Consider the following 13650-nt stretch of genomic DNA (forward strand, 5'->3'; position numbering starts at 1 on the left):
GGACGTCTTTCGTGAACGAAGAGTGGCGCTAGCTGGCTGCCTTGCCGTGACGGGCCAGATCCTGCGCGATGGACAGTTGCAGGGCTTCGGCCAGTTCGCGCGCGGCACGGTTCTCGGCGTCGATCTGCGCCCGGTACGAGGCAAATTCCTGACGCGGCCTGTCGAAGGACGAGGTGATCGCCCGCCTGCCGACCGCGATCACCGCGCCGGTTTTCGCATCGGTCAGCGTGTAGCCGGCGGTCAGCGTCACCGAACCGGCGGTCGGCTCGTCTTGATCGGTTCCAACCTGGACGAGTGCCGACGATTCAACTGCTTCGGTCACGCCGAGATCGAGCGAATAAAGCGGCGAAGCCGGTTCGCCGGCGCCGCGCCCGAACCCGAAGATCAGATTGTTGCGCACCTGCTGGGCATAACGCGTCCGGACCGGCTTGACGGCGATCGACGCCATCTCGGCATTGGCTGTGGAGCCGGTCGACAGCGGCGCGCTCGAATAGAGCGGCCGCACCTGACAGGCCGAGACGAGCGCAAGCGAACCGACAAGACCGGCAAGCGCGATGCGGCGCAGCAAACGGCTCAACTCTGTCTTTTCCCGATCAGGCAACGACATTGACGATCCTCTGCGGCACGATGATCACCTTGCGCGGAGCCTTGCCTTCAAGTGCCTTCTGCACGAAGTCGAGAGCCAAGACCGCTTTTTCGACCGCACCTTGGTCCGCGTCGCGGGCAATTGTCAAATCCCCCCGCTTCTTGCCGTTGACCTGTACCGGATAGGTGACTTCATTGTCGACGACCAGCGCCGGATCGAAGACCGGCCACGGCCGTTCGGCCACCAGATCGCTGCCGCCCAGCGTCTCCCAGCACTCTTCGGCAAGGTGCGGCATCACAGGCGCGATCAGGTGCACCATGATCTCGACGGCCTCGCGGCAGGCGTTTTTCAGCGCTGGATCGGCCTTGGCTTCCGCCACCTCGTTGAGCGGGGTGGTCAGCGCGTTGGCCAGTTCATAGATGCGGGCGATGGCACGGTTGAAGGCGAGCTTCTCGATGTCTTCGCCGACCGCCTTCAGGATCTTGTGCGCGGCCTTGGAAACCGCCCCGGCCTCGCCATCATTGGCCGCCTTGGGTGCGATGCCAGCCAGCGTCTCGGCCGCCGTCGACACCAGGCGCCAGATGCGCTGCATGAAGCGATGCGCGCCGGCTGCCCCTTCGTCGGTCCACTCGACATCGCGTTCGGGCGGTGAATCCGACAGCATGAACCACCGCGCCGTGTCGGCGCCGTAGCCATCGGTGATGTCTTCCGGGCTCACCGTGTTCTTTTTCGACTTCGACATCTTCTCGAGCGGGCCGATGGTGACCGCCTCGCCCGTGGCGATGTCGATGGCGCGGCGCTTGCCGTCGACTTCCTCCAGACGCACTTCGGTCGGCGCCAGCCAGCGGCCATTCGATGCCGAGCCGACACGGTAGGTTTCGTGCACCACCATGCCTTGCGTGAACAGGCCCTTGAACGGCTCGGCCAGGTCGACATGGCCGGTCTCGCGCATGGCGCGGGTGAAGAAGCGCGAATAGAGCAGATGCAGGATCGCATGCTCGATGCCGCCAATATACTGATCGACCGCCAGCCACTCGTTCGCTGCCTTGGGATCGGTCGGATCATGCGCCCAGGGCGCCGTGAAGCGGGCGAAGTACCAGGACGAATCGACGAACGTGTCCATCGTATCGGTTTCGCGCCGCGCGTCCTTGCCGCATTGCGGGCATTTCACATGCCGCCAGGTCGGGTGACGATCGAGCGGATTGCCCGGCCGGTCGAAATCGACGTCGTCCGGCAGCTTGACCGGTAGGTCGGCCTTCGGCACCGGCACCACGCCGCAATCCTCGCAATGGATCATCGGGATCGGGCAGCCCCAGTAGCGCTGGCGCGAAATGCCCCAGTCGCGCAGGCGGAAATTCACCTTGCGCTCGGCCATCGGCCGGTTGCCGATCGTCTTCTGTTCCAGCAGGTTCGCGACCTCGTCGAAAGCCCGGTCCGGCTTCATGCCGTCGAGGAAGCGCGAATTGATCATCGCGCCCTCGTCGACATAGGCCTCGTCGATGATCTGGAAAGCCGACGGATTCTCGCCGTCCGGCATCACCACCGGCACCACTGGCAAGCCGTATTTGTTGGCGAAGTCGAGGTCGCGCTGGTCATGCGCCGGGCAACCGAAGATGGCGCCGGTGCCGTATTCCATCAGCACGAAATTGGCGACATAGACCGGCAGCGTCCAGGTATCGTCGAAGGGATGAACGACGCGGATACCGGTATCGAAGCCCTTCTTCTCGGCCGTCTCGAGCGCCGCCACCGAAGTGCCCATATGGCGCACTTCGTCGATGAACTTCGCCAGCGCCGGATTGGTCGCCGCAGCCTTCTTGGCCAGCGGGTGATCGGCGGCGATCGCCATGAACGAGGCGCCGAAAATGGTGTCGGGCCGCGTCGTGTAGACTTCCAGCTCATGCTCGCCGGCAATTTCCGAGGCCAGCGGCCAGCGGATCAGCAAGCCTTCCGAACGGCCGATCCAGTTCTGCTGCATCAGCTTCACTTTTTCGGGCCATTCGTCGAGGCCGTCCAATGAATCCAGCAGGTCCTGGGCAAAGTCCGTGATCTTGAAGAACCATTGCGTCAGCTCGCGCTGTTCGACCAGCGCGCCGGAGCGCCAGCCGCGCCCGTCGATGACCTGCTCGTTGGCGAGCACCGTCATGTCCTCCGGGTCCCAGTTGACCTTGGAAGATTTGCGCGTCACCAGCCCCTTCGCGACGAAGTCGAGGAACAGCATCTGCTGGCGATGGTAGTAATCGACGTCGCAGGTGGCGAATTCGCGCGCCCAGTCCAGCGACAGGCCCATCACCTTGAGCTGCTCGCGCATGGTGGCGATGTTCTGGTAGGTCCACTCCTTGGGATGGACCTTGTTCTGCATGGCCGCGTTCTCGGCCGGCATGCCGAAGGCGTCCCAGCCCATCGGATGCAGCACGTTGAAGCCTTTGGCCCGCTTGTAGCGCGCCACCACGTCGCCCATCGTATAATTGCGGGTATGGCCGATATGGATACGCCCCGACGGATAGGGGAACATCTCCAGCACGTAGTATTTTGGGCGCGGATCGTCATTGTGCGCTTCGAAAAGCTTCTTTTCGGCCCAGGCCTTCTGCCATTTGGGTTCTGACGCGCGCGGATTGTATCGTTCGGTTGCCATGGGACGTTTTTCACTTAAAAGCATGCGAACTGCGGGCAAGAGCCCGGCAGTTCACGAAATGTGGTCCGGGTGTTCACCATGGTTTGGCAAACCCGTCAACCATATGGGCATCGCGGCTGACAAAAACGCGGGTCAAACAGCGGGATTTGCATATGGGCGACACCGTTCAGCAGTTTTTCGCGGTCAAGGCGAAAATCGCCGCCGCCGAGCAGGAGGCCGGCCGTGAAGCCGGCGCGGTGACGCTGGTGGCGGTCTCCAAGACCTTCGACGCCGTCGATATCCAGCCGGTGATCGAGGCCGGCCAACGCGTCTTCGGCGAGAACCGCGTCCAGGAAGCACAAGGCAAATGGCCAGCGCTGAAGAAGGCTTTCCCCGATATCGAACTGCACCTGATCGGCCCGCTGCAGTCGAACAAGGCCAAGGAGGCGGTGGCGCTGTTCGACGTCATCGAGACCATCGACCGCGACAAGATCGCCGCCGAGCTCGCCAAGGAAATTGCCAGGCAAGGCCGTGCGCCAAAGCTCTATGTCCAGGTGAATACCGGTTCCGAACCGCAGAAAGCCGGCATCGAACCGCGCGAGGCGGTCGCCTTCATCAAGCGCTGCCGGGAAGTTCATGGCCTCGCCATCGAAGGCCTTATGTGTATTCCGCCGGCGGACGAGAATCCCGGCCCGCATTTCGCACTGCTGGAAAAAATGGCGAGAGAGGCCGGCGTCGCCAAACTGTCGATGGGCATGTCCGGCGACTACGAGACCGCGATCGCCTTCGGCGCCACCAGCGTCCGCGTGGGTTCGGCGATCTTCGGCAACCGCTAGTCTCTTAGGCCAGCCCGCCTAGTTCATTGCCCCAGTGCTTGAAACGAAACGTACCGTTCCTATTTGTCCCGACGTCACCACACATCCTCCTGGAGCAACACGATGCGTTATAATCAGCTTGGAAATACCGGGCTTTTCGTCTCCGAACTTTGCCTCGGCACCATGACCTTCGGCGCCGCCGGCCAGAACGCCCAATGGGGCCTGATCGCCAGCCTCGACCAGAAGGGCGTCAACGAAATCGTCGGCCGCTCGATCGCCGCCGGCGTGAACTTCTTCGACACGGCCGACGTCTATTCCGTCGGCGAGTCCGAACGCCTGCTCGGCCAGTCGCTTAGGGATCTCAGTGTTGTCAGGTCGAACGTGGTCATCGCCACCAAGGTCCATGCCGCCATGGGCGACGGGCCGAACCAGCGCGGCTCCTCGCGCGGCCACATCATGGATTCGATCGATGCCAGCCTCGAACGGCTGCAGCTCGACCACATCGATCTCTATCAGTTGCACGGCACCGACGCGGTGACGCCGATCGACGAAACGCTGCGGGCACTCGATGATCTCGTCGCAAGTGGCAAGGTTCGCTATGTCGGCGTGTCCAACTGGCAGGCCTGGCGCATCGCCAAGGCGCTCGGCATCGCCGACCGCAAGGGCTTTGCCCGCTTCGAGACCATCCAGTCCTATTATTCGATCGCCGGCCGCGACCTCGAGCGCGAGATCGTGCCGCTGATCAACGAGGAGAAGCTCGGCCTGATGGTGTGGTCGCCGATGGCCGGCGGGCTGCTGTCCGGCAAATACGGCCCCGGCGCGCCGGGCAACGGCGAAGGCCGCCGCGCGTCCTTCAACTTCCCGCCGGTCAACGAGGACCGCGCCTGGGCAGCGGTCGCCGTCATGCGCGAGGTCGCCAAGAAACATGATGTCAGCGTCGCCACCGTGGCGCTCGGCTATGTCCTGGCCAAGCCTTTCGTCATGAGTGTGATCATCGGCGCCAGCCGCATGGAGCAGCTCGAGCAGAACCTCGCCGCCACCAGCCTCAAGCTCGATGCCGACGACCTCGCCAGGCTGGACGAAGTGAGCGCCTTGCCGGCCGAATATCCCGGCTGGATGGTCGAACGCCAGGGCGCCGGCCGTCGTCCGGCGCCTTTCGTCCCGAAGGCATAGCCCTACCGCTGGCAAGCCAGCCTTTTCGACGCCGCGTGTCCCATGGACGCGCGGCTTCGACTACAGCCGGACGGCCTCGGCGAGAAAGTCGAGAAAGGCCCGCACCCGTGCAGGCAGGTGTTTGCCCTGGCCGACATAGACGGCATGCGTCGGCTCTTCGTCGCCAGGGTTGAAGTCTTCCAGCAGCGGCACCAGCCGGCCGGCGGCAATGTCGGGCTCGACATGCCAGCGCGCCAGCCGCGCAATGCCCGCTCCTGACAGGGCGGACAGCCGCATCGCTTCGCCGTCGCTCACCGTGGCAGTGCCTGCGATCGGGACCATGACCGGTGCGCCGGCCGCGTCGATGAACGGCCAGCCGTCGATGTATCGGACGAAACCGAAGGCAAGCATGTTGTGACGGCCGAGATCGCCGGGCGTTAGCGGCGTGCCGCGCGCTTCGAGATAGGCAGGCGCGGCAACCACCACCATCCGGCTCTGGCCGAGCTTGCGCGCCACCAGTCGTGACTCGCGAAGCGGCCCGGCGCGGATCGCGACATCGGCGCGCTCTTCCAACAGGTCGATCACGCTGTCGGTCAGCACAGCCTCGACGAAAATCTCCGGATACCGTTCCAGAAAGCGCGGCAGCAGTGCCATTAGCCGATGTTGGCCAAACGGCACATAGGCATTGACCCTCAGCCGCCCGCGCGGCGCCGCACCCGCCGCCGCTTCCCGCTCGGCGGCATCGAGGTCAGCCAGGACGCGCACGCCGCTGTCGTAGAAGGCCGTCCCTTCCGGCGTGAGTTGGAGCTTGCGCGTCGAGCGGCTGACAAGCCGCGCGCCAAGCCGTGTTTCGAGCCGCGCGATCAGCTTGCTCACCGCCGACGGTGTCATGCGCAGCCGCCGCGCCGCGGCCGAGAAGCTCCCCGCTTCGACGACGCGTACGAAGACTTCGATCTCGCCGGAGCGGTTGATATCGGGCCTGGCCATCTGTGAATCTATTTCACAGGAAATATGCCTTGGGCAAGTCTGGTTCACAACATGGCGGATCACGATCTTCCGGGCCGGGCGCGGACTGGGCGTCCTTTGCTGACAGATGGGACCGACCGCCATGCCTCTTGCTCTCTATGCCCTCGCTGCCGGTGCCTTTGGCATCGGTGTCACCGAATTCGTCATCATGGGCCTGCTCATAGATGTCAGTAAGGATCTTGGTGTGTCGATCTCGGCCGCTGGCCAATTGATCTCGGGTTACGCGCTCGGTGTTGTCATCGGTGCACCCCTGTTGACCATCGCTACAGGCAACTGGCCGCGCAAAACCGTGCTGCTGGCGCTGATGGCGATCTTCACGATTGGCAACCTCGCCTGTGCGCTGGCGCCCGATTATTGGACGCTGATGGGCGCCCGCATCGTCACCGCCTTTGCCCATGGCACTTTCTTCGGCGTCGGCTCGGTGGTCGCCACCGGTCTGGTCGCGCCCAACCGGAAGGCTTCGGCGATCGCGCTGATGTTCACTGGGCTCACCATCGCCAACATCCTCGGCGTGCCCTTCGGCACCTGGCTCGGCCAGGCCTTTGGCTGGCGCGCGACCTTCTGGGCGGTGACCGCCGTCGGCCTCGCGGCCTTCGCCGTCATCCTGGCCCTGGTGCCGCGCGGCCACGTAGCGCTCGAGAAGAGCGATTTGCGCACCGATCTCGCCGTGCTGCGCCGCACGCCCGTGCTGCTCGGCCTCGCCACGACGGTGCTCGGCTATGCCGGCGTCTTCGCCGTCTTCACCTACATCGCCCCGTTGCTCACCGAGATCAGCGGCTTCAGGGAAGCAGCCGTGTCGCCGATCCTGCTCGTCTTCGGCGGTGGCCTCATCGCCGGCAATCTCGCCGGCGGCAAGGTCGCCGATCGCTGGCTGGTGCCGGCGGTGCTCGGCAGCCTCGTGGTGCTGGCGCTGGTGCTTGTCACGATGAGCTTCGCCATCCACAGCCAGGTCATGGCCGTGATCTATGTCGGCCTGCTCGGCGCGGCCGCCTTCGCCACCGTGGCGCCGCTGCAGATGTGGGTGCTGGAGAAAGCGCAAGGCGCCGGCCAAAGCCTGGCCTCATCGTTCAACATCGCCGCCTTCAATCTCGGCAATGCGGCCGGCGCCTGGCTTGGCGGCACGGTCATCGCCCACGGCCTTGGGCTGGATTCGCTCACCTGGGTCGCCGCCCTGCTGCCGCTGGCGGCACTCGCCGTGGCCGGACTGGCGCTTCGCCTCGATCGTGGCACCACATCAGGCGCGCCTGCCACCGTCCGGTCGTGACATCAGCCGACACCCGAATCGCCTCACTCTTCACAAACCACCAGGAGCAAGAAAATGGACTATCGACGTCTCGGCGCATCGGGCCTGAATGTGCCGGCGCTCTCATTCGGCGCCGGAACTTTCGGCGGTTCCGGCCCTCTGTTCGGTGCCTGGGGCAACAGCGACGCCAGCGAAGCGCGGCGCCTCATCGACATCTGCCTCGAGGCCGGCGTCAATTTGTTCGACACCGCCGACGTCTATTCGAACGGCGCCTCGGAGGAGGTGCTCGGCGAAGCGATCAAGGGCCGCCGCGACGCGGTGCTGATCTCGACCAAGACCACGCTGCCGATGGGCGACGGGCCGGCCGACTATGGCTCGTCGCGCTCGCGGCTGATCAAATCGGTCGACGCCGCGCTGAAGCGCCTCGGCACGGACTACGTCGACCTCTTGCAGCTACACGCCTTCGATGCCGGCACGCCGATCGAGGAAGTTCTGTCGACGCTGGACGGCCTCGTTCGCTCCGGCAAGCTGCGCTATGTCGGCGTCTCCAACTTCTCCGGCTGGCAAGTGATGAAGTCGCTCGGGCTGGCGGAGAAGCACGGCTACCCACGCTATGTCGCGCATCAGGTCTACTATTCGCTGCTCGGCCGCGACTATGAATGGGAGTTGATGCCGCTCGGCCTCGACCAGGGCCTCGGCGCGCTGGTGTGGAGTCCGCTCGGCTGGGGTCGCCTGACCGGTAAGATCCGCCGCGGCCAGCCTTTGCCGGAAAAGAGCCGGCTGCACGAGACCGCGAGCTTCGGCCCGCCGGTCGAGGATGAGCATCTCTATCGGGTCATGGATGCGCTCGACGCGGTGGCGGAGGAAACCGGCAAGACGGTTCCGCAGATCGCGATCAACTGGCTGCTGCGGCGCCCGACCGTCTCCTCCGTCATCATCGGCGCCCGCAACGAGGAGCAACTGCGCCAGAACCTCGGCGCCGTCGGCTGGGGGCTGACGACCGAGCAGGTGAAAAAGCTCGACGCCGCGAGCGAGGTCACCGCGCCCTACCCCTATTTCCCTTATCGGCGTCAGGAAGGCTTTGCCCGGCTGAACCCGCCCGCGGTTTGATTGAGGCCGCTAACAAGGTAGGCCGAGGGACAGCGCCCCCCTCTGGCCTGCCGGCCATCTCCCCCTCGTGGGGGGAGATCGGATGCCGCGATGGCTTTCGCCAATGTCGAACGTTGACAGAGCGGCGGCATCACCGAACCAGCCAATCTCCCCACTTGAGGGGGAGATGTCCGGCAGGACAGAGGGGGGCGCCGTAGGGTGCCTACCTCAACAGCCATCGTCACGTTGCCATCGTTCAGTGCAGCACGAACTCGCCATCCACCTTGCGCCATTCGTTCGGCGCGATCAGCTTCTGGTGCGTGTAGCTGACCGAATGCAGCGGCCCGTCGAGCTTGGCCTTCCAGAATTCGATGAACCTGATCAGCACCGGAAATGTCGGAGCGATGTCGTAGTCCTGCCAGACGAAGCTCTGCAGGAGATGCGGGTGGTCGGGAAAATGATAAAGAATCTTGGCCGTGGTCAGGCCGTAGCCTTTGAGCATCAGGTCCATTTCAAGATGGTCGCGCATTGCGGTCCCCAAGGTTGATTCTCCTGTCCTCCCAAGCACCAATTGTGCGCGCCGTTACTTAACTGTCTATTGATTTTTCTTGATCGCAGAACGAACTTTTCCTACAAAAACATGCAGTTAGCAGCGAACCGCGTCGAGTGCTGACAGCCTCGAAAAGCGTCCCTGCGGCATCCCGCCACGCGAATCCAACGTCTAATGTTGCCGTCGCGGCGGAACTGGTAATAATGCCGCCGAATTCGCGGCTGCGTGACCGCGATCCCGCGGGCGTTTCAAGCCCGCGGATTGGTTCGGGAGGAAAGCCAAGAAATGTCCGAGGTTCATGTCCATCGCGTCCAGCCGGCGTGGAAGAAGAACGCGCTGATCGACAATGACACTTACCTCAAATGGTATGCCGACAGCGTGAAGAACCCGGACAAGTTCTGGGGCAAGCACGGCAAGCGGATCGACTGGTTCAAGCCCTTCTCCAAGGTCAAGAACACCTCCTTCGACGGCAAGGTCTCGATCAAGTGGTTCGAGGACGGCCAGACCAACGTCTCGCATAATTGCATCGACCGCCACCTGAAGAAGCGCGGCGACCAGACCGCCATCATCTGGGAAGGCGACAATCCCTACGACGACAGGAAAGTCACCTACAACGAGCTCTACGAGCATGTCTGCCGGCTTGCCAATGTGATGAAGAAGCACGGCGTCAAGAAAGGCGACCGCGTCACCATCTACATGCCGATGATCCCGGAGGCGGCCTACGCGATGCTGGCCTGCACGCGTATCGGCGCCATCCATTCGGTCGTCTTCGGCGGCTTTTCGCCGGATGCCTTGGCCGGCCGCATCGTCGACTGCGAATCGACCTTCGTCATCACCGCCGATGAGGGTCTGCGTGGAGGAAAACCCATTCCTCTGAAGGAGAACACCGACAAGGCGATCGACGTTGCCGCCAAGCACCATGTCGAGGTCAAGACCGTCGTGGTCGTGCGCCGCACGGGCGGCAAGATCGGCTGGGCGCCGGGGCGCGATGTCTGGTATCACGACGAAGCCGCGACGGTGAAGCCTGAGTGCAAGCCGGAGAAGATGAAGGCCGAGGATCCGCTGTTCATCCTCTACACGTCGGGCTCGACCGGCAAGCCGAAAGGCGTGCTGCACACCACCGCCGGCTATCTCGTCTACGTGTCGATGACGCACCAATATGTCTTCGACTGTCATGACGGCGACATCTACTGGTGCACCGCCGATGTCGGCTGGGTGACCGGCCACAGCTACATCGTCTATGGACCGCTCGCCAACGGCGCCACCACGCTGATGTTCGAGGGGGTGCCGAACTACCCCTCGCAGTCGCGCTTCTGGGAAGTCATCGACAAGCACAAGGTCAACATCTTCTACACCGCCCCGACAGCGCTGCGCGCGCTGATGGGCGCCGGCGACGCGCATGTCACCAAGACGTCGCGAAAATCGCTGCGCGTGCTGGGCTCGGTCGGCGAGCCGATCAACCCGGAAGCCTGGGAGTGGTATTTCAACGTCGTCGGCGACGGCAAGGTGCCGATCGTCGACACATGGTGGCAGACCGAGACCGGAGGCATCCTGATCACGCCGCTGCCGGGCGCTACCGACCTCAAGGCAGGCTCGGCGACACGGCCCTTCTTCGGTGTCCAGCCGCAACTGGTCGACAGCGAGGGCAAGGTGGTGGACGGTGCGGCCGACGGCAACCTCTGCATCACCGATTCCTGGCCGGGCCAGATGCGCACCGTCTATGGCGATCACGACCGTTTCGTGCAGACCTATTTCTCCGCCTACAAGGGAAAATATTTCACGGGTGACGGCTGCCGCCGCGATGCGGACGGCTACTACTGGATCACCGGCCGCGTCGACGACGTCATCAATGTCTCAGGCCACCGCATGGGCACGGCCGAGGTCGAATCGGCTCTGGTCAGCCATGACAAGGTTTCCGAGGCCGCCGTGGTCGGCTATCCCCATGACATCAAGGGCCAGGGCATCTATTGCTATGTCACGCTGATGGCCGGCGAGCAGCCGAGCGAGGAGTTGCGTAAGGAACTCGTCGCCCATGTCCGCAAGGAGATCGGCGCCATCGCCACGCCCGACAAGATCCAGTTCGCGCCCGGCCTGCCCAAGACGCGTTCGGGCAAGATCATGCGCCGCATCCTGCGCAAGATCGCCGAGGACGATTTTTCCGCACTCGGCGACACCTCGACGCTTGCCGATCCGGCCGTGGTCGACGACCTCATCGCCAACCGGCAGAACAAGAAGGGCTGATGCGGGAAGACGCGGCATTGGGCACCGTCACCCAGTTGTGGCGCTATCCGGCGAGTTCGCTCGCCGGCGAGCGCCAGGGCGCCATCCTGATCGGCACCGACAGCATCGAGGGCGACCGTATGTTCGGCCTCGTCGACATCTCGGACAACGAGATCGCCCGACCCGATCGTGACGCCAAATGGCACAAGGTGCCGCGCATCCGCACCCGGCTGAGCCGCGGCGGCGAATTGGAAATCGCCATCCCCGATGGCGACTGGCTCGCCGCACCCAGCGCCGAATGCGACCGCGCCGTGTCGGCCTATCTCGGCTTCGGCGCCTCGATCCGGCCGTTCCGCAGGGAGAATGCCGCAGGCTATGACGGTCCACTGACCACGGAGCGGTATCGCAAGGCGCCGATCCATCTCCTGACCACGGCATCGCTGGCGCGGCTGGAGGAACTGCATCCGGAAGGGGCCGCCGATCCGCGCCGCTTCCGCCCCAACATCGTCGTCGACATCGCTCCGGTCGACGGCTCGTTTCCCGAAACCGAATGGATCGGCCGCAAGCTCGCCATCGGCGACCTCGTCTTGACCATCTCCGAGCCATGCCGCCGCTGCGGCTTCACCATCATCGCCCAGGACGGTTTCGACAATGATCCGGGGATCCTGCGCAATCTGGTCCGCCACAACGCCCACAATCTCGGCGTCTATTGCACCGTCGACCAGCCTGGCCGTGTCGAGATCGGCGCGCCGATGCGGTTTGTCTGACCTGCCGACCCAAGCCTACCGATAAAGATCCGCCCGCGTCGGTGGCAGGCCGCTCGGGCCTCGCGCGCGTTTGGTGGCGACGGTCTGGAATATCTGCGCCGAGGCGCGTTCGAAGGTGATGGAGCAGCCGCTCAGGTAAAGCAGCCACAGCCGCGCCTTGGCTTCGCCGACCTCGGCGATCGCCTCGCCGAACCGCGCCTGCAGACGCTCGGCCCATAGCCTGCAGGTGCGGGCATAGTGCTCGCGCAAATTCTCGACATCGTAGACGAGGAAGCCGTGTGCTTCGAGATTGCCTAGCGTCATGCCGATCGTGTCGAGCTCACCGCCCGGGAAAATGTATTTGATCAGCGCCTTGTATTCCGGCCCCTTGCGCAGGGTCTTCTTGATGTCGCCCTTGCTGCGCCTTGTGATGGCGTGATGCAGATAGATGCCGCCCGGTTTCAGCAGCCGGTGGACAGCGGAGAAGTAGGCCGCATGGTTTGCCAGGCCCAGATGCTCGAACATACCGATGGACGATATCTTGTCGAAGGTGCCGGTGAGCTCTGCGTAGGACTTTATCTCGATGGTGATCTTGTCCTCCAGACCCTCGGCGCGAATGCGCTCGCGGGCTAGCGAGGTCTGGGCCTGCGACAGCGAGACGCCGTGTCCGACGACACCATAATTTTTCGCGGCGTGGATCAGCATCGCGCCCCAGCCGCAGCCGATGTCGAGCAATCTTTCACCCGGTTTCAGCCGAAGCTTGCGGCAGATATGGTCGAGCTTGTCGACCTGCGCCTCGTCGATGCCATTTGCGAAATCCTGGAAATACCCGCAGCTATAGACCATGCGCTCGTCGAGAAAGAGCCCGTAGAAGGCATTCGAGATATCATAGTGATGCTGGATCGCCTCCTTGCTGGAGCCGCTGACGAACGGGTTGCGACCAGCGAGATCAACCCGCGACGCCATCTGCTTTCTCGAAAACAGCACCGCCGGCAAGTCACGCAGAAGAGCCCGTTTCGGCAATGCCTTCAGCTTCGACCGCAACTTGCCCGTCGAAGGCAGGGCGTAGAAATCGAACAGCGATCCATCCTCGATGTCGACTGCCTTGGAAATCCACATCTCGATAAGGGTCGACAGGGACGGTCGGCGAACGATCTGCCAGACAATGTCGTGGTCGTTGATGACGAGCACGGGGCCGGTGGCGGGGCCGATCCGCTCGCCGGTCCACAGCCTGACCGCGAAGCCGGGCTTCACCGCCTCGACTACCGTTCGAACGATGCGCGCAGCTCTTTCGGTGGCGTCCATACCCTTCCCCGCTGTCGATGGCTCAATCTTGTCCGTTCGGGACCTGGATCGCAAGCCAAAGCATGCGGCGCCTTCTTCCGGCAAAGACGCCTTTTTCAGCATGGCACTTGTCATTTGCTGCAACGCACCCCATCATGAGGGTGTGTTCAACAAATCGAAAGGAGGTGATCCGATGTCGAGTGATTTCGTTTTCCAGAACGTGGCCTCAGCGGATTGCACTTTCGGGAAGCAGTCTTCCCGTTAAGGCGCGAGATGCGCGGCGGGTGACGCGAACGTCATCGCCATTGAGCCGCGCCATGGACGGAAA

11 protein-coding genes are annotated in these 13650 nt (G+C 63.7%); 6 read left to right on the top strand and 5 right to left on the bottom strand.

Annotation, left to right across the window (positions count from 1 at the left end; translation table 11 throughout):
* Positions 1-28 precede the first annotated feature (28 nt).
* Both lptE and leuS read right to left on the bottom strand, forming a co-directional pair.
* A complete protein-coding gene (lptE, locus tag O7B34_RS29095) occupies positions 29-607 on the bottom strand; it encodes an LPS assembly lipoprotein LptE (RefSeq protein ID WP_337142382.1) in 579 nt (192 codons plus the stop codon).
* Positions 594-3218, bottom strand: a complete 2625-nt coding sequence (gene leuS / locus O7B34_RS29100; RefSeq protein WP_337149248.1) for a leucine--tRNA ligase — start codon at positions 3216-3218, stop codon at positions 594-596. Before leuS ends, lptE begins: the two co-directional genes overlap by 14 nt.
* 152 nt (positions 3219-3370) lie before the next feature.
* Here leuS and O7B34_RS29105 point away from each other — a divergent pair, with 152 nt between their 5' ends.
* Both O7B34_RS29105 and O7B34_RS29110 read left to right on the top strand, forming a co-directional pair.
* Positions 3371-4033 (top strand): YggS family pyridoxal phosphate-dependent enzyme, encoded by a 663-nt coding sequence (locus O7B34_RS29105; protein WP_337149249.1) that lies wholly within the window; start codon positions 3371-3373, stop codon positions 4031-4033.
* Positions 4034-4135: 102 nt separating this feature from the next.
* Positions 4136-5185, top strand: coding sequence for an aldo/keto reductase (locus O7B34_RS29110; RefSeq protein WP_337149250.1), 1050 nt, complete (start codon positions 4136-4138; stop codon positions 5183-5185).
* Positions 5186-5245: 60 nt separating this feature from the next.
* On the opposite strand, the gene O7B34_RS29115 is transcribed toward O7B34_RS29110, so the two are convergent.
* Complete coding sequence (locus O7B34_RS29115) at positions 5246-6151, bottom strand: LysR family transcriptional regulator (RefSeq protein WP_337149251.1); 906 nt, start codon at positions 6149-6151, stop codon at positions 5246-5248.
* Positions 6152-6272: 121 nt separating this feature from the next.
* Between O7B34_RS29115 and O7B34_RS29120 the strand changes: the two genes are divergently transcribed.
* Both O7B34_RS29120 and O7B34_RS29125 read left to right on the top strand, forming a co-directional pair.
* A complete protein-coding gene (locus O7B34_RS29120) occupies positions 6273-7454 on the top strand; it encodes an MFS transporter (protein WP_337149252.1) in 1182 nt (393 codons plus the stop codon).
* 54 nt (positions 7455-7508) lie between these two features.
* The gene (locus O7B34_RS29125; protein WP_337149253.1) at positions 7509-8543 is read left to right on the top strand and encodes an aldo/keto reductase; all 1035 of its coding nucleotides are present in this window, start codon (positions 7509-7511) and stop codon (positions 8541-8543) included.
* Between the two features lie 235 nt (positions 8544-8778).
* Here O7B34_RS29125 and O7B34_RS29130 read toward each other — a convergent pair whose 3' ends face one another.
* The gene (locus tag O7B34_RS29130; protein ID WP_140503972.1) at positions 8779-9051 is read right to left on the bottom strand and encodes an usg protein; all 273 of its coding nucleotides are present in this window, start codon (positions 9049-9051) and stop codon (positions 8779-8781) included.
* Positions 9052-9357: 306 nt separating this feature from the next.
* Between O7B34_RS29130 and acs the strand changes: the two genes are divergently transcribed.
* Together acs and O7B34_RS29140 are read left to right on the top strand one after the other, a co-directional pair.
* Positions 9358-11313 (top strand): acetate--CoA ligase, encoded by a 1956-nt coding sequence (gene acs / locus O7B34_RS29135; RefSeq protein WP_337149254.1) that lies wholly within the window; start codon positions 9358-9360, stop codon positions 11311-11313.
* On the top strand, positions 11313-12059 hold the full coding sequence (locus O7B34_RS29140) for an MOSC domain-containing protein (RefSeq protein WP_337142390.1): 747 nt from the start codon (positions 11313-11315) through the stop codon (positions 12057-12059). The genes acs and O7B34_RS29140 overlap by 1 nt, the downstream gene beginning before the upstream one ends.
* Positions 12060-12074: 15 nt before the next feature.
* Here O7B34_RS29140 and O7B34_RS29145 read toward each other — a convergent pair whose 3' ends face one another.
* Entirely contained in the window at positions 12075-13343 is a 1269-nt protein-coding gene (locus O7B34_RS29145) for a cyclopropane-fatty-acyl-phospholipid synthase family protein (protein ID WP_337149255.1), read from the bottom strand.
* Positions 13344-13650 lie beyond the last annotated feature (307 nt).

Origin of the sequence: Mesorhizobium sp. Cs1299R1N3, assembly GCF_037179625.1 — a bacterium.
GTDB classification, from domain to species: domain Bacteria; phylum Pseudomonadota; class Alphaproteobacteria; order Rhizobiales; family Rhizobiaceae; genus Mesorhizobium; species Mesorhizobium salmacidum.

Excerpts from the sequence above, each read along its gene's own strand:
- O7B34_RS29115 (WP_337149251.1), bottom strand. The coding sequence starts at position 6,151 with ATGGCCAGGCCCGATATCAACCGCTCCGGCGAGATCGAAGTCTTCGTA.
- O7B34_RS29110 (WP_337149250.1), top strand. The coding sequence starts at position 4,136 with ATGCGTTATAATCAGCTTGGAAATACCGGGCTTTTCGTCTCCGAACTT.
- O7B34_RS29130 (WP_140503972.1), bottom strand. The coding sequence starts at position 9,051 with ATGCGCGACCATCTTGAAATGGACCTGATGCTCAAAGGCTACGGCCTG.
- O7B34_RS29125 (WP_337149253.1), top strand. The coding sequence starts at position 7,509 with ATGGACTATCGACGTCTCGGCGCATCGGGCCTGAATGTGCCGGCGCTC.
- acs (WP_337149254.1), top strand. The coding sequence starts at position 9,358 with ATGTCCGAGGTTCATGTCCATCGCGTCCAGCCGGCGTGGAAGAAGAAC.
- lptE (WP_337142382.1), bottom strand. The coding sequence starts at position 607 with ATGTCGTTGCCTGATCGGGAAAAGACAGAGTTGAGCCGTTTGCTGCGC.
- O7B34_RS29140 (WP_337142390.1), top strand. The coding sequence starts at position 11,313 with ATGCGGGAAGACGCGGCATTGGGCACCGTCACCCAGTTGTGGCGCTAT.
- O7B34_RS29105 (WP_337149249.1), top strand. The coding sequence starts at position 3,371 with ATGGGCGACACCGTTCAGCAGTTTTTCGCGGTCAAGGCGAAAATCGCC.
- O7B34_RS29120 (WP_337149252.1), top strand. The coding sequence starts at position 6,273 with ATGCCTCTTGCTCTCTATGCCCTCGCTGCCGGTGCCTTTGGCATCGGT.
- leuS (WP_337149248.1), bottom strand. The coding sequence starts at position 3,218 with ATGGCAACCGAACGATACAATCCGCGCGCGTCAGAACCCAAATGGCAG.
- O7B34_RS29145 (WP_337149255.1), bottom strand. The coding sequence starts at position 13,343 with ATGGACGCCACCGAAAGAGCTGCGCGCATCGTTCGAACGGTAGTCGAG.